This window comes from Variovorax trehalosi, from assembly GCF_051216415.1.
Classification (GTDB): domain Bacteria; phylum Pseudomonadota; class Gammaproteobacteria; order Burkholderiales; family Burkholderiaceae_C; genus Variovorax.
In genome coordinates, this window is sequence record NZ_JBPJZG010000003.1 from 240825 (window position 1) to 256539 (window position 15715).

14 protein-coding genes and 1 tRNA gene are annotated in these 15715 nt (G+C 58.4%); 2 read left to right on the top strand and 13 right to left on the bottom strand.

The features are described from left to right. Positions 1 to 59: 59 nt before the first annotated feature. The gene (locus ACSFA7_RS13120; protein WP_435499763.1) at positions 60 to 1028 is read right to left on the bottom strand and encodes a phosphate acetyltransferase; all 969 of its coding nucleotides are present in this window, start codon (positions 1026 to 1028) and stop codon (positions 60 to 62) included. Positions 1029 to 1170: 142 nt separating this feature from the next. Beyond that, positions 1171 to 1737 carry a helix-turn-helix domain-containing protein gene (locus tag ACSFA7_RS13125; protein WP_435499764.1) on the bottom strand — a complete coding sequence of 189 codons (567 nt, stop codon included), beginning with the start codon at positions 1735 to 1737 and terminating at the stop codon, positions 1171 to 1173. Between the two features lie 283 nt (positions 1738 to 2020). On the opposite strand from ACSFA7_RS13125, the gene ACSFA7_RS13130 reads away from it, so the two are divergent. Together ACSFA7_RS13130 and ACSFA7_RS13135 are read left to right on the top strand one after the other, a co-directional pair. Beyond that, positions 2021 to 2257 carry a hypothetical protein gene (locus ACSFA7_RS13130; protein WP_435499765.1) on the top strand — a complete coding sequence of 79 codons (237 nt, stop codon included), beginning with the start codon at positions 2021 to 2023 and terminating at the stop codon, positions 2255 to 2257. Between the two features lie 390 nt (positions 2258 to 2647). Then, the gene (locus ACSFA7_RS13135; protein WP_435499766.1) at positions 2648 to 2824 is read left to right on the top strand and encodes a hypothetical protein; all 177 of its coding nucleotides are present in this window, start codon (positions 2648 to 2650) and stop codon (positions 2822 to 2824) included. A gap of 40 nt (positions 2825 to 2864) precedes the next feature. Here the strand turns inward: ACSFA7_RS13135 and ACSFA7_RS13140 are convergent, their stop codons facing one another. The 11 genes from ACSFA7_RS13140 to ACSFA7_RS13190 form a co-directional block, all read right to left on the bottom strand. Next, positions 2865 to 3290 (bottom strand): very short patch repair endonuclease, encoded by a 426-nt coding sequence (locus ACSFA7_RS13140; protein ID WP_435499767.1) that lies wholly within the window; start codon positions 3288 to 3290, stop codon positions 2865 to 2867. Between the two features lie 9 nt (positions 3291 to 3299). After that, on the bottom strand, positions 3300 to 4211 hold the full coding sequence (locus ACSFA7_RS13145; RefSeq protein ID WP_435499768.1) for a response regulator: 912 nt from the start codon (positions 4209 to 4211) through the stop codon (positions 3300 to 3302). Further along, a complete protein-coding gene (locus ACSFA7_RS13150) occupies positions 4208 to 6568 on the bottom strand; it encodes a sensor histidine kinase (RefSeq protein WP_435499769.1) in 2361 nt (786 codons plus the stop codon). Before ACSFA7_RS13150 ends, ACSFA7_RS13145 begins: the two co-directional genes overlap by 4 nt. Before the next feature lie 9 nt (positions 6569 to 6577). Beyond that, a complete protein-coding gene (locus tag ACSFA7_RS13155) occupies positions 6578 to 7852 on the bottom strand; it encodes a DNA cytosine methyltransferase (protein ID WP_435499770.1) in 1275 nt (424 codons plus the stop codon). A gap of 249 nt (positions 7853 to 8101) precedes the next feature. After that, a tRNA-Thr gene (locus ACSFA7_RS13160) sits at positions 8102 to 8177 on the bottom strand. Positions 8178 to 8202: 25 nt separating this feature from the next. After that, positions 8203 to 9219: a class 1 fructose-bisphosphatase gene (locus tag ACSFA7_RS13165; RefSeq protein WP_435499771.1), complete on the bottom strand. Its 1017-nt coding sequence runs from the start codon at positions 9217 to 9219 to the stop codon at positions 8203 to 8205. 30 nt (positions 9220 to 9249) lie between these two features. Then, positions 9250 to 11955: an aminopeptidase N gene (gene pepN / locus ACSFA7_RS13170; protein WP_435499772.1), complete on the bottom strand. Its 2706-nt coding sequence runs from the start codon at positions 11953 to 11955 to the stop codon at positions 9250 to 9252. Continuing rightward, positions 11942 to 12628: an HAD family hydrolase gene (locus tag ACSFA7_RS13175; RefSeq protein ID WP_435499773.1), complete on the bottom strand. Its 687-nt coding sequence runs from the start codon at positions 12626 to 12628 to the stop codon at positions 11942 to 11944. Before ACSFA7_RS13175 ends, pepN begins: the two co-directional genes overlap by 14 nt. Positions 12629 to 12631: 3 nt before the next feature. Next, positions 12632 to 13736, bottom strand: a protein-coding gene (gene prfB, locus ACSFA7_RS13180) for a peptide chain release factor 2 (RefSeq protein ID WP_155403914.1) whose coding sequence is annotated in 2 segments (ribosomal slippage) — positions 12632 to 13654 and positions 13656 to 13736 — 1104 coding nt in all. Because the reading frame shifts where the segments join, the coding sequence is not laid out codon by codon here. Between the two features lie 81 nt (positions 13737 to 13817). Further along, positions 13818 to 14552, bottom strand: a complete 735-nt coding sequence (locus ACSFA7_RS13185) for an SIMPL domain-containing protein (RefSeq protein ID WP_435499774.1) — start codon at positions 14550 to 14552, stop codon at positions 13818 to 13820. 166 nt (positions 14553 to 14718) lie between these two features. Continuing rightward, positions 14719 to 15531, bottom strand: a complete 813-nt coding sequence (locus ACSFA7_RS13190; protein ID WP_435499775.1) for a MetQ/NlpA family ABC transporter substrate-binding protein — start codon at positions 15529 to 15531, stop codon at positions 14719 to 14721. Positions 15532 to 15715 lie beyond the last annotated feature (184 nt).

A 15715-nucleotide genomic window follows, 5' to 3' on the forward strand; every position in this document is an offset into this window, starting at 1 on the left:
GGGATCGTAGAGAGGGGATGCGGTGATGTCCACGCATGAGATATGCGTGGCGGTTACCGCTACCCCACCGCCTTGATCAACCGATCCCTTCCCGCCTTCACCAACATCGACGCCACCGCACAGGACGCCAGCCGCGCCGATTCCGAATCCGCCCGGCTCGTCAGGATCACCGGCACCTTCGTGCCCAGCACGATGCCCGCCGCATAGGCGCCGCCCAGGAAGGTGAGGCTCTTGGCGAGCATGTTGCCCGCGTCCAGGTCGGGCACGATCAGCACGTTGGCGCGGCCGGCCACCGGCGAGACGATGCCCTTGATGCGGGCGGCCTCGGCGTCGATGGCGTTGTCCATGGCCAGCGGGCCATCGAGCTGCGCGCCGGTGATCTGGCCGCGGTCGGCCATCTTGCAGAGCACGGCCGCGTCGAGCGTGGAGGGCACCTTGGCGTTCACCGTTTCGGTGGCCGAGAGAATCGCCACCCGCACGGCCGGCATGTGCAGCGCGTGCGCCAGGTCGATGGCGTTCTGCACGATGTCGACCTTCTCCTCGAGCGTGGGCGCGATGTTGATCGCCGCGTCGGAAATGACCAGCGGCTGCGCGTGGCCCGGAATGTCCATCACGAAGCAGTGGCTGATGCGCCGCGAAGTGCGCAGGCCTCCCTCGCGCCGCACCACCGCGCCCATCAGCTCGTCGGTGTGCAGGCTGCCCTTCATCAACGCATCGACCTCGCCGCGCAAGGCCATGGCCACGGCGGCGTCGGCCGCGGCGTGGCTGTGCGGCGCATCGACGATGGTGAGGTGCGAGATGTCGGCGCCGGCCTCGCGTGCCGCGGCCTCGATCTTTGCGCGCGGGCCGACCAGCGTCGGCGCGATGAGGCCCAGCGCGGCGGAGGCGAGCGCCGCTTCGAGCGACACCGCGTTGACCGGGTGGACCACCGCGACGCGCAGCGGGGGGAGGGCGCGGGCGGCGGCGATCAGGCGGTCGTAGTGCGGGTGCGATGCGGCGAGAGGAGATGATGAGGAAGAAGACGCCATGCGGGCTCCGGAAGAGGGGTGAGGGGCAGGGGCAGAGAGACGCGGGCCGATGAGGCTGCAGAGGAGTTTGCAGCATCCCCGTGAAAGGCCGAGCTAAGGGCCGGGCGCTCGTGGCCCGACATCCTCCTCCCCGTCGTCGTCATCAAAGCGTTTCGACCAACCGCGCCGACGTCCCATCCGACAGCGTGAGCCGCGTCCACCGGCACCGGCTCTGCGCAATGGGCACGAGCTGCGAACTGTTGGTGCCCGTCGCGAACTCCAGCGAGGGCGGCGCGAGCGCATCGCGCCAGCCGATGCCGTCGAGCATCGCCTCCTTGCCCGCGATTTCCGGCGTGGCATAGCGCCAGAGCGAGCGGCCCAGCAGCAGCGAGAGCGGCGCGCCGAACTCGGCGGCCCTGCGCGCGGACGAAGCCAGCAGGCGATGCGTGATGTCGCACACCAGATGCACCGGCCGCGGGCTCTCGTTGACGAGCCTGGCGAGCGCATGGTCGGCGGCCGCATCGAGCCGGGCCGACAGCAGCGCCTCGGCGCGTGCGCGCTCGGCGGGCTCCATCGCCTGCGTGCCGGACTCCCAGCGCGAGATGGTCGATTGATTGACGTTGAAGAGCTCGGCCGCGTGCGATTGCTTCACGCGATGCAGCAGGCGCCAGCGCTTGAGCGCTGTGCCCAATGCGGGATGAGTGGCGGGGGTGATGAGCGGGTCTTGCATGTCGTCGATTCATTGCCGGTTTATTGCCGCGACAGAAGGGCATTTTGTTTGGGTTTGCCGATGTGGGCAAAGTTGGCGCTATGTGCGATTTGCTCGCCGCACAAGCGCTCTGTGGAAGCGCTTCTGTTCTTATATTTGTCGACCGCCGCGCCTCACGGCGGGACATCGAAATGCACACCGCAGCGATGTCGATGTGAGGCAGAAAAGGCGACGGCCAAGGTGCGCTAACACCATGGCCGTCTGACCAATCAACGTGCAGTAACTTTGCAGGAAAGCACATCAAATGGCTGATCGAATTATCGCCGGGCAAAACTTGTCCACCTCCGCCCTCGTGACCTCGGCGCAGGACGCGAAAGACATTCTTGAGAACAAGTTGACCCAACTGCGGTCTCTGCTGCACTGTTGCTATGGGGATGAGCAGGAGTTGTTCGAGGCGATTGGGGCTAGGCATCGAGGCAACATCATGTGGATTGCCGCGGACTTGGCCGACGATGTCGAGCGTTTACTCCGACAAATGTAGATGCGCTGAGACATTGAAGGAAAGGCATGCGAACGGTGAAGAGCTGCCCAGCCTTATGAATCTAGACGTCTGGAGTGCTGAGGCAGGTCAGCACACCTGTTTTTGGGCGAGAAGGGAATCCTTCTTGCCATTCATGCAGGGCCGTTACGATCTGCGTTGAAAAAGACAAATAAGCCAGCGTCTTTCTTCGACGTGAATCAGGAAGCTCGGGCAGCGGATGACCGGGCCGCATAGGTGTATCGGTGGATGGAGCTGATCTTGAAAATGGTGAGAATGCTGATCTCCATCGACTGGGGAATCGCGGTAGCTAGCGGCGCGGAATGAAAAATGACGTCGCCGCCCAAGAACTGTGGGACCGATATATTCATATTTAATGACAGGAGCCAGGACATGAAAATTGAATTTACCTCCCAGGAAATCGAAATGCTATTGACGTCTCTTAAGTACTCCAAACGGAATATTGACGAGGGCGGCCAAGAGTATGAAATAAAACAAAAAGCGTTGAATGCAATTGACAGGCTGGCAGCCAAAATACGAGCTTCGAAGGAATTCGGCAACGAGAGCTGAATAAGGCCGCGCACTGGAGGTGAAATAGACTAAAAATAATCTAAGGAGCATTCTCGCGAATGCGCTCAGCAATCTTCTGAGTCGTTTCCAGAAGATTTTTGGGGGAGAGCTCACACTCCCATACCAAGAAAACTCTCCAGCCCTGACCTTCAAGCGAAGCGATGTTTTTCTTATCTCTTGCTACATTCTTCTCGAATTTTTCTAGCCAAAAATCGATATTGGTCTTTGGGGTGGAAGCAACTTTGCAATTTTCATGGCGGTGCCAAAAACAGCCATTGACGAAAACGATGGATCTATACCTATGGAAAACTAGATCTGGACGCCCGGGCAGTTTTTTATCGTGCAAGCGAAACCGAAGACCGGCTTTATGAAGTTCGCGGCGTAACGCAAGTTCTGGTCGAGTATCTTTTCCACGAATGCGCGCCATCCTAATGGATCGCTCATCCTTCGAAAGAAAATCGGCCATTGATAAAAATCACGAAGCGGATTTTTGGGTTACAAGCGCATCGTGAATCTCCATAAATGCGGTCTTAAACGTAATGATTCTGGTACGGAGTGCCGTGCTCACCGCATCACTGAAAGTGTATTCTTTTCCCTGATATTCAAATACACAAGAACCGTCTTCTGCATGGTTGGGTACCCCATGGGCGAGAAAGTTGCGGGGTCTAAGAATCTCGGCAACATAATCCCCCGGCATTGCTTTCTTCAAAACACCGTGATGCTTCTTCGCTCTGTTGTAGTTCTGCCAACGCTTATCACTATCGCATAGTGATAGCAGTAATTCAATTGTGGGAGAGTTGTTGAATTCTTCCAGTGATGTTTTATGCTTGGCGTGATGTTCATTACTGGCTTCATAAAACCGTTTGAAGACATCCGCCTGGCCTTCAGGAGGGAGTTCACGTATTGCCGCGGCAAGTATCTTGTTTAAAAGTAAATCTAGATCTCCCACTTCCGCCATCACGATCCCTCGCATATTCTCTAGATCGAGGACTTTGCGAAGCGTTTGCTGACCGACCTTTAGAATTCGCTCAAGAATTGTGTCTTTGTTGGCAATGTATATGCCCTCCAGCTTATGAGAGTGAACTGCATCCCATAGCATTGAAGTTGCACCGGAAGAGTAAAATATTATCTCCGTAAAAACTTCTTGCTCGCGCACCTGCAAAATGAAATCTTGGCCCTCGCCATAACCCTCCAGGTTATAGTCAACGACCAGTAAATCATAATCGTCGTAAGGAGCCTTGCTGCGAAAAGCTTCTGGCGTGGTTACCAGCTGCACGTCCGGCACGAAACCCCATTCCGATATTCGACCTCGTAAATAGTCCCAATCAAGCGAATCAAACAGCTCATCGCTATCGTCGAACCAGAGAACCTTATATTGCAGTTTCATCTGGTCAACTCCAAGCGTATTTCCATTCCGCGGGGCGCTCGCGGTTTTGCGGTAAGCTTTCCATCGATGCTTTCAGCTATTCGTCGCGCGTGATAAAGGCCAAGGCCTGAGCCCGAGGTTGTGGTGACACCCATCTCAAACATTGCCTCCGTGCTAGGTATTTGTGGGGAGAGGCCCCGGCCGTCGTCGCAAAATCTGATGTCCAGGTTGTTTTTTCCTGCTAGTTCAATTGAAACGTCGAGACGCTTTGCCATTGCCTTGCCTGCATTGCTTATAAGATTGTCAATCAGTATTGATAGCTCAACCTTGCTGGCTTTGATCTCAAAAATCTCGTTTACGGTATTCGTCACATTGAGATTAAGTCCGGCGGCAGTAAAATCTTTTGCGACATACAGCAAATACTGTTGAATAAACGCCGGAATATCCGTGGGCTCTTTTTTCATGCCCGAGCGAAAATTTGCTTTGCTTGCAAATTGCGCGACCGCTGCCATTCGTCGGTTGGCTAGGGAAGCCTTCTCAATGAAATCGATGATTGGCTTTGAGTTTGGTATGTCCCGCAAGGCTTTAATTGCTTTTGCGAGGTAATTTCCCGCAATGGTCGAGTCATGGCTGATTTGATGATGAAAAGCGACCAAATCCTTGATTGCAGTTGGCGCAACAGATTGCAAAAAGAGGGTCTGGGCCCGATACGTTTCCTTTTCGCTTTCAAGCTTCGCAACAGCACGTTGCTGTTGCGCCGTGATGACTTTTAACTCCGCCGTTTCTTTTCGCGCGCTAGTGGCTGCTTGTTCTTTTTCAACCAAAAGCGCTCGGATACGCGAAAGTCCTTTTTTTAGATCACCGTCAATTTTTTCCGCCGGAGTGCCCTCGATTTCCGCAAGCAGATTGGCAACTTCTTCGGTTTTGGTTTCGTAGATGCCTTCGAGCAGTGCCGGGTTAAACCAAAAACTGGTCGTTCTGACTGGGTTGCTCCCTATCAAGGTCATGATCGACAAGGCAATTCGCTGTTGCTTGCGCTCCCAAGATTCAGCATAGGTTTCAGAGGTATTCTCCCAGTCTAGTCCGTCGCTTCCTTTGAGCTCGTCTCTTAAGTTTTGCGGAACGCTGTCCCAGTCAAGTCCATCTACCACAAATCGCTCAAGCTTACGAATGACTTCAAAAAAGAAGCCTTCTTTTAAGCGTTGAAATGCTATTGTTTTTTTTAATCCTTCACGGCTGGAAACCGGTTGAAAGGCGTCTCTGCTGTCGCTGACTTCAATTCGACCAATAATATCTCGGCTTGACAAGTAGCGTGTCGTGCCTTGAGTTTTCCGAACATCTAAACTAAGCCAATCGTTGCCTCTATCGCCATAGGGTGCAACTCGAAATCCATTCAGAAACAAGAAAATCGAGCCAAATTCGATTGAGCGAACACCTGTCTGGCGAGTGAAATAAGCTTTCTTATAAGGATTCAGGTAGTAGACAATTATCTTTGTGTCTTCCAGCTCTGGGTATGCGTCGCTCGATTCGGTTAGCTTGAAAACTAGTTCGCCCTCATGATGCAATTCGGTGCGAATGACGCCGTCCTTGGCCGAAACATGAGATTCAATATAAGTCGTATTGAATTTTAGCTTTTCGAAAACTTGATTCTGAATTGGACCGTTTACTGTGTTGTAGTACAACTCGCCGGCATCGCTTTTTTTAAGATCAGGAGCATTCAGCGTGATCTTGAATGCATCTCGCTGAAACAGCTGATTCGGGTTCAGGAATTTTTCAAAAGAGCGCTTTAGGCCTAACAATCTCTCCCTGTCCCAAGTGCTACGCAGGGTCGAAATAATTAGAATTGTCCCTTGTGCGGGGAAAGAGCGAATTCCTGCCATCGCGGCGGCTGCGGCGTCATCTAGCTTTTTAATAAAGAGCGGAATGTCCTGTATTAGGAGATCCTTCTTTCCCTCGATTTCAAAATCTGGCCATGATATTGGAAGATGCAGCACGCTTCCGCCGTGGCTGCGAGTAAGCAGATCGAGGTGAGTGCCAAGCCGATCACAAGAAAATCGTCCAATTCCCTTGTTTCCGGCATAGTACGCGCCATTTTCTTGCGGGGCTGTTTTCTTTTCAGAATAAGCGATATTTAGCCATTTATCCCGAATATCAGGCAGCGTCATGCCCGCTCCTCGATCTTCTATGACGAGCCGAGAGTTCGCATCAGTTCTTCCTTCGCCCGAAAGACGTTCAAATTTCACATTGACTGTCGGTGACCCGGCGTCGTATGAATTCTTGACAAGCTCTACAATGGCGATATCGTCATCATTTATCAAATCTTTCCCGACAAGATTCTTGAGTAGAGTGTTTGTTTTGAAGTGGTACGTCGGGGCCAATTTATTTCCCTAGGAAGCGAGCTGCTTTAACATGTGCCCAAGCGCTTCAGCGAAAAGAGGTGGGACTGCATTTCCAATTTGGGTATAACGAGGACAATCAATTTTACGATTTGCTCCTCCTGTGGTGTATTTGCCTAAAAATTGAAACGTATCAGGGAACGTTTGCAGCCTGGCATTTTCTCGTGCAGTTAGAATTCTTGGCTCGGAATAGTGAATCATGTCATCTGGCAACGTTGTAATTGTTGCCGAGGGCATTGAGCTCTTTAATGGCGTAAGTGCATGCTTTTTTAAATTAAGCCTGGCTCGATCGGCATCCGATATCGTTCGCCCTTGCGTGCAGGTTGTCATGATTGCTTTAAATTGGCTTCGCGTTGCTTCTTCGTGCTTTGGCAAACGGAGGCTATTTGGGGCGATTTTTACATCTCTTCGCATTAACTTGATAAAAGGAGAGTGAAAGCCCTCCGTATCGTATTTTACTTGTACATATGATTTGTATGGCGAATCATCGCATTTGATAAGCTCTTTGCCATCCGTTTCTAGATCGCCAATTGCTTCTTTTACGGTCACCGCTTGATTATGATTTAACCCTTTGTTGGCCAAAAACCGTTTGCGATATCCATTTAGCAAATCAATAGGGGTTTGGATTTTCAATTTTTCCAGGGCGGGATCGTTTTTCCGAACTGCAATTAGAATGAAGCGCTTTCTAGACTGAGGAACTCCGAATAAGCTGAGGTCAATCAAATCCGAGTAAACCACATAGCCTGCCGCTTCCAGTCGTTCTGTTACTCGTTGCGAGTAGGGTATGACATCGGCCTTATTTGCCGTATTCTTTTTAAATGGCAAGGTGAAGCCTTTTACGTTTTCGATTAGAAGAAAACGCGGCTGCAGTAATTTCACCATCTCGATGTAATCGTCGGTGAGTGCGTTGCGCGGATCAGACTGAGTTCGGCGACCTGCTAAAGAGAAGCCTTGGCACGGCGGGCCTCCGGCAAGTAAGGTTAGGCGCCCCTTCATCGCTTTTAGGTTATCGCTGTACTTCCCCAAAAAATTTGTCGTTGAGATGGCCGATTGAGGAAGCCATTCGGGCCAGTCGAATTTTTTCTTGGATCGCCGACCTTGGACGAGATTAGCGGCGAGAGTACTAAACGCGTCTGCATTTTTCTCCACTGCAAATCGCCCTTTCCAGCCGGCATTAGCTAAACCCAGCGATAGCCCACCGCATCCTGCAAATACGTCGGCAAATGTGAGGCCCGGCTCTTCCTCGGGTTCGATTCTCAAAGTCATTGCAAAAATGTATGAATGTGTTACCAACATAACTTAATTCCCTCGTTCCGTCCAGAGGCATTACGTGAGAATTGAGGTATTTGTTGGCTTGTCTTCGGACGGGCGGCTTGTTGCGCGTGAACTGCGGAGCATTGGTTTCACGCATCGTCTGACCGATCGACGTCCAGTACTCGCCCGGGTTTGAGACTTGCCCTGGTGATTGTTGAACAAAAAAAGCCCCTGATTCTTGCGAATCAGGGGCTTTCTATTTGGTGCCGGAGAGATGAATCGAACACCCGACCTTCTCATTACGAATGAGCTGCTCTACCGACTGAGCTACACCGGCGAAGCCTCAGATTATAGCCACTCCATCAGCCCTTTTCGGCGTGGTACTGGGTCAAACGCTCAACTTCGTTACGCGAACCCAACATCACGCTCACCCGCTCGTGCAGCTTGGTGGGCTTCAGGTCCAGGATGCGCTGCTTGCCGTTGGTGGCCGCGCCGCCGGCCTGCTCGACCAGCCAGCTCATCGGGTTGGCCTCGTACATGAGCCGCAGCTTGCCGGCCTTCTCGGGCTCGCGCTTGTCCCACGGGTACATGAACACGCCGCCGCGCATCAGGATGCGGTGCACGTCGGCCACCATGCTGGCAATCCAGCGCATGTTGAAGTCCTTGCCGCGCGGGCCTTCCTTGCCGGCCAGGCACTCGTCGATGTAGCGCTTCACGGGCTCGTCCCAGTGGCGCATGTTGCTCATGTTGATCGCGAATTCCTTGGTGTCCGCCGGAATCTGGATGTCTTCCTGCGTCAGCACGAAGCTGCCTTGCTCGCGGTCGAGCGTGAACATGGCCACGCCGTTGCCCACGGTCAGCACCAGCGTGGTCTGCGGGCCGTAGATGCAGTAGCCCGCGGCCACCTGTTGGGTGCCGGCCTGCAGAAAGTCGGCCTCCTGCACGCCGGGGGTGTCGTCGGGCTTCTTCAGCACGCTGAAGATGGTGCCGATGCTCACGTTCACGTCGATGTTGCTGCTGCCATCCAGCGGGTCGAACATCAACAGGTATTCGCCCTGCGGGTAGCGGTTGGGCACCACGTAGATGCTGTCCATTTCCTCGCTGGCCATGGCCGCGAGGTGGCCGCCCCATTCGTTGGCCTCGATGAGCACTTCGTTGGCGATGATGTCCAGCTTCTTCTGGATCTCGCCCTGCACGTTCTCGCTCTCGGCCGTGCCGAGCACGCCGCCCAGCGCGCCCTTGTTGACGGCCTGGCTGATGCTCTTGCATGCACGGGCTACCACTTCGAGCAGCAGGCGCAGCTGGCCGGGAATGAGGCCGTCGGCGCGCTGCTTTTCGACGAGGTAGCGGGTGAGGGAAATCTTCTGTTGTTGAGCCATGTGCTTCTGTGTTCCTTACTTGTGGCTTATTCAGTTACCGGCCAGGGCGCGGGTAACGACTTCGTGGGTGTCCTTGCTGAGGTCCGGCTTGGCGGCCACACGCGCGATCGCTTCGCGCGCGGCGCTGCGGTACGGCTCGGCCAGCTTGCTCCAGCGGTCGAGCGCGCGCGCCAGGCGTGCGGCCACCTGGGGGTTGATGGCGTCCAGCTCGATCACGCGGTCGCTCCAGAACACATAGCCAGCCGCGTCGGGGCGGTGGAAGGCTCCAGGGTTCGCGCTGCAGTAGCTGAAGATCACGCTGCGCGCGCGGTTCGGGTTCTTGAGCGAGAAGTCCGGGTGCTTCATCAACTGCTTGACCAGCGGCAGGATGTCGCCGCCGCGGTCGCTGGCGCCAGCCTGCAGCGAGAACCACTTGTCGATGACCAGCGCCTCGTCCTTGAAGATGGCGTGGAAGCGCGCGAGCGCCTGCGCCGCGAGCGTGTGGCCCGACGACACGAGCGCGTTGAGCGCGTTGAAGCGGTCGGTCATGTTGCCCGCGTCCTTGAAGCGCTGCAGCGTCTTGCCCGGCCACACGGTGTCGCCCGAGGCGCGCGCCGCCAGGCACAGGAAGTTGAGCGCCATGCCGGCCAGCGCGCGGCGGCCCGACGAGGTCGGGTCGGGCGTGTAGGCACCGGTGTCGTGGTTCTCTTCGTACACCTGTTCCCAGTCGGCAAAGAGGGCGGTGGCGAGCTGGGCGCGCATGGCTTCGCGCACCAGGTGCACGCGCTGCGGATCGACCACGTCGAGCTGTTCGGCGATGTAGGTCTCCGACGGCAGCGTGAGCACCAGCTCCTTGAAAGCGGCGTCGAGCTGCGGGTTGCGCAGCACGCTGCGCATGGCGTCGATGTAGGCGTCGTTCAGCACCGGGGTGGTGTCGGTCGCAAGCGCCGCAATGCCCTGCAGTGCGGCGCGCAGGCCCAGGCGCTGGCCGGCTTCCCAGCGGTTGAACGGGTCGGGGTCGTTGGCCAGCAGGGTGAGCAGCTGGGCGTCGGTGTAGTCGAAGTCGAGGATCACCGGCGCGCTGAAGCCACGCAGGATCGACGGCACGGGCTCGGCGTCGAGGCCCACGAAGGTGAGTTGCTCGCCGGCGCGGGAGAGCACCACGGTGCGGGTGCCACGCGTCACATCGCTTTCGCCTTCTAGCTGAATGGGCAGCTCGCGCCCGTTGGCATCGAGCAGGCCGATGTTCAGCGGAATGACGAAGGGCTCCTTGGTCGGCTGGCCCGGCGTGGGCGGGCAGCTTTGCACCACGCTCAGCGTGTAGCTGCGGTTCTGCGCGTCGTACACGCCGTGCGCCGCAAGGCGGGGAGTGCCGGCCTGGCTGTACCAGCGCTTGAACTGGGGCAGGAGGCGCGCCAGTTCCGAATCGGGGTTGGCATCGGCAATGGCCTGCGCAAAGTCGTCGCAGGTCACGGCGTGGCCATCGTGGCGTTCGAAGTAGAGGGTGATACCCTTTTCGAAGCCCTTGCGGCCGACCAGCGTCTGCATCATGCGAACGACCTCGGCACCCTTTTCATAGATGGTGACGGTGTAGAAGTTGCTGATCTCGATGTAGCTGTCGGGCCGCACCGGGTGGGCCATGGGGCCGGCGTCTTCGGGGAACTGGGCGGTGCGCAGAACGCGCACGTCCTCGATGCGCTTCACGGCGCGGGCCGAGGCGTCGGCGCACAGGTCCTGGCTGAACTCCTGGTCGCGGAAGACGGTGAGGCCTTCCTTCAGCGAGAGCTGGAACCAGTCGCGGCAGGTCACGCGGTCGCCGCTCCAGTTGTGGAAGTACTCGTGGCCGACCACGCTCTCGATGTTGCTGTAGTCCGCATCGGTGGCGGTGGCCTGGTTGGCCAGAACGTACTTCGTGTTGAAGATGTTCAGGCCCTTGTTCTCCATCGCGCCCATGTTGAAGTCGCTGGTCGCAACGATCATGAAGCGGTCCAGGTCCAGCGGCAGGCCGAAGCGGGTCTCGTCCCACAGCACCGAATGGATGAGCGAGTTCATCGCGTGCTCGGTCTTGTCGAGGTCGCCGGCGCGCACGTACACCTGCAGCAAGTGCTCCTTGCCGTTGCGCGCGGTGATGCGCTGCTCGCGCGCCACCAGCTTGCCGGCCACGAGCGCGAAGAGGTAGCTGGGCTTGCGGAACGGGTCGACCCATTTCGCGAAATGGCGGCCCTCGGGTAGCTCGCCCTGTTCGACGAGGTTGCCGTTCGACAGCAGCACCGGGTACGCGGCCTTGGCGGCGCGCAGCGTCACGGTGTAGGTCGCCATCACGTCCGGGCGGTCCAGGAAGTAGGTGATGCGGCGAAAGCCCTCGGCCTCGCACTGCGTGAAGAAGGTGTCTTCGCTCACGAACAGGCCCATCAGCTTGGTGTTCTTGATGGGGCAGCAGGTGGTGAAGATCTCGAGTTCGAAATCGCCTTCTTCCGCATAGGGCAGGCCGTCGATGACGAGCTGGTCGCCTTCCATGCGGAACGAGGCGCCCTGGCCGTTGACCAGCACGCGCGCCAGGTTGAGCTCGTCGCCATCGAGCCGCAGCGGCTGGATGGGCGCATCGGGGTTGCGGCGCAGCCGCATGCGATTGAGCACGCGGGTCTTGGCGGGGTCCAGGTCGAAGGTCAGGTCGACGGTGTCGATCCAGTAGCCTGGGGCGGCGTAGTCTTCGCGTCGAATGGCGATGGGTTGGCCTTGGCCGTCACGAAGCATCATCGAGGGTCTCCAGAAAATTCGAATGGGCGAGTTCGTTGTAGTCACGAACTGCGGCAATCACATGGGGGCCGGCAAGCTCGGCGGCGGTATGGGTGCTGCACACGGCCACGGCACGCATGCCGCCGCGTCGGGCGGCCTCGATGCCGAAGGGCGCGTCTTCAAAAACGATGCAGCGCTCGGGCGCCACACCGATGCGGCGCGCGGCTTCCAGGAAGATCGCAGGCGTGGGCTTGCCCGAGAAGCCTTCGTCGCCACCAACGATGGCCAGCGGCAGCGGGTCCATCTTCAGGCGCGACATGGCGAACTCGATGTTGCCCTTGTCGCCCGCCGTGCCCACCGCCACCTTGAGGCCGCGCGCAACGGCGGCCTTGGCGAAGGCGGTAAAGCCCGCGACTTCGGTGAAGTTGTCGCTGAACATGGCGCGGTAGATCTCTTCCTTCTCGTGCACCAGCACCTGGGCTTCGTCATCGGAGAGCTTGCGATCGAACAGCTCGTGCATGCACTCGACGCCGGTGCGGCCCGTGGTGCGCGCGAGGATGTCGCTCACATCGAGCTTCAGCCCGTGGCGCGCCACGAACTCCACCCACGAGCGCGCATGCCAGGGCATGGAGTCGATCATGGTGCCGTCCATGTCGAAGATGAAGGCCTCGACCTTGCCGTGCGTCAACGTCATCGGTTACACGCCTTGCTTCAAAGAGGCTTCGATGAACACATCGAGATCGCCATCGAGCACCTTCTGCGTGGCCGAGACTTCGACGTTGGTGCGCAGGTCCTTGATGCGGCTGTTGTCCAGCACGTAGCTGCGGATCTGGTGGCCCCAGCCCACGTCGGTCTTGCTGTCTTCCAGCTTCTGCTGCTCTTCCTGGCGCTTGCGCATCTCGTGGTCGTACAGCCGCGAGCGCAGGCGCTTCCATGCCACGTCGCGGTTGCTGTGTTGGCTTCGGCCGTCCTGGCACTGCACGACGATGCCGGTCGGGATGTGCGTCAGGCGCACGGCCGAGTCGGTCTTGTTGATGTGCTGGCCGCCCGCGCCGCTGGCACGGAAGGTGTCGGTGCGCACGTCGGAAGGGTTGATGTCGATCTCGATCGAATCGTCGATTTCCGGGTACACGAAGATCGATGCGAAGCTGGTGTGGCGGCCGCCCGACGAGTCGAAGGGCGACTTGCGCACCAGGCGGTGCACGCCGGTCTCGGTGCGCAGCAGGCCGAAGGCGTAGTCGCCCTCGACCTTGATGGTCGCGCCCTTGATGCCGGCGGTGTCGCCAGGCGTTTCGTCTTCGATCTGCGTCTTGAAGCCCTTGCGCTCGGCGTACTTCAGGTACTGGCGCAGCAGCATGCTGGCCCAGTCGCAAGCCTCGGTGCCGCCGGCGCCGGCCTGGATGTCGACAAAGGCGTTCAGCGGGTCGGCCGGGTTGTTGAACATCCGGCGGAATTCGAGCTGCTTGATGTCGGCTTCGAGCGCGGTGGCGTCATCGGAGATGGACTGCAAGCCGTCCATGTCGCCTTCTTCCTTCGACATCTCGAAGAGCTCGGAGTTGTCCGAAAGGCCGTTGGTGAGCCGGTCGAGCGTGACGACCACGTCGTCGAGCGACTTCTTTTCCTTGCCCAGTTCCTGGGCCTTCTTGGGGTCGTTCCAGACGTTCGGGTCTTCGAGCGATGCGTTGACTGTCCTCAGTCGTTCAGCTTTGGCATCGTAGTCAAAGATACCTCCGTAAATCGACCGTGCGGGCGCTCAGGTCCGCGAGCATTGCGCCGATTTGGTTGATCTGTTCTGCGTCCATGGGGTGTCCTGACTGTGTAGGGTTGGTGTTCGGGGGAACCGGGTATTTTCTCACGGGTCCGGGAGGGCCCCCGGGGGAGTGTTATTCGAGCAGGAAGACCACCGAAACAGTGGCCGTGACGCTGATCTGCCCGGCCGCCAGGTCACCCTCGGCGCTTTCCGCCGGCGCCCCGGAGGACGACTGGTTCTGCACGCGCAGGTCGCGGCTGTTGACGTTCGCTGCGCCCCAGTACGACGAGCTTTCGCTGATATCGATCGCCTTGCCGCGCTTGACGCCGAGCCGGGCGGTCAGCGCATCGGCCTTTTCCAGCGCAGCGGTGACAGCCAGCTCGCGCGCCCGGTCGCGGTGGCGGCGCATTTCGGTGGTGCGGAACTCGATGTCGCCGACCTGGTTGACGCCGGCGGCGTACAGGCTGGTGAACAGCGGGTCGAAGTTGCCCATCTGAGTGAGCCTGACGTCCAGCCGCTTGTGCACGGTGTAGGCCACCGGGGTGGTGCGGTTGTTGGAGCTGTCGTATTCCGGCTCCACCCGCAGTAGGCTCAGCTGGATGTCCTTCTCGGCGACGCCGTGCCGGCGGATCAGCGCCATGGCCTTGGCCACCCGCTCGCCGTTGTCGCGCGTGGCTTCCTGCAGGTTGGCATGGCGCGTGACCACGCCCACCGTCACATGCGCTTCGTCGGGAACCACCCGCACGGCCGCCGTGCCGGACACGCTGATCCTCGGCGGGCTGCCCAATTCATTGGCGGCCAGGACGGCGGTGGCGCACAGCGGGAGCCAGGCCGCGAGGCAGACTGAGGCGAAGCGTCGAAAAGGCATGGTGCAGGTCCTTCGGGTGGTTGGGGTCCCGAAGATAGCCGCAGATGCCGAACTAATGAGAAAAGGCTCCTCGATCAGCCATTCGAGGAAAGACGGCCCATGCAGGGCGATTCGACGGACGGTGGCCCCATGCTGAAAGACATGGAGCCGCGGTCCGGAAGATCGATCAGAACGCCGGAACCAGCGATCCCTTGAACTGCGTCTCGATGAAGCTCTTCACCTCCGGCGACTGGTACGCCGCCACGAGGCGCTTGGCCCAGGGCTTGTCCTTGTCCGCGCGGCGCACGGCGATCAGGTTGGCGTACGGGCTCTTGGGCGATTCCTTGATCACAGCGTCCTTGTTGAGCGACAGGCCCGCCTTCTCGGCGTAGTCGTTGTTGATGGAGGCGATGGTCAGGTCATCGAGCGAGCGCGGCAACTGGGCTGCGTCGAGCGCCACGAGCTTGAGCTTCTTGGGGTTGGTCACCACGTCCAGCGGGGTGGCGTTGTTGTTCTTCACCGCTTCGGGCTTCAGCGTGATGAGGTCGGCCTGTTGCAGCAGCAGCAACGCGCGGTTGCCGTTCGACGGATCGTTCTGGATGCCGACCGAGGCGCCCTCTGGCAGCTGGTCGATCGACTTGATCTTGCGCGAGTAGAAGCCCAGCGGCGCGGTGATCGTGAGGCCCACGGGCACGATGTCGAAGCCGCGCGCCTTGTTCTGGTTGTCGAGAAAGGGCTGGTGCTGGAACGCGTTGGCGTCCAGGTCGCCCGAGGCCAGCGCCGCATTGGGCAACTGGTAGTCGTTGAACACCACGACCTGGATGTTCAGGCCGTCCTTGGCGGCGACCTTTTTCACCACTTCGAAGATCTGCTCGCCGTTGCCGACGGAAACGCCGACCTTGAGCGTGTTCTTGTCTTGCGCGAAGGCGGTGCTGCCGGCGAAGAGGGCGGTGGCCAGTGCGGCAAGGGCCAGGGTGCGGCGGCGGAAATTGCTGTGCATGTTGTTGCGCGAAATCAAAAAATGAAGGCGCGAATGTGGCACTGCCGCACGAATTTGGGAACGAACCAATCTTCATATCGTTATGGCGCTCGCGGCACGCGTTTTGAAATGCTTATGCGATTTCATGCATAAGCAAGCGAGGATTTGTTCGTTCCCTTTTGGGGCGGTTGTTTTCATACTCGGC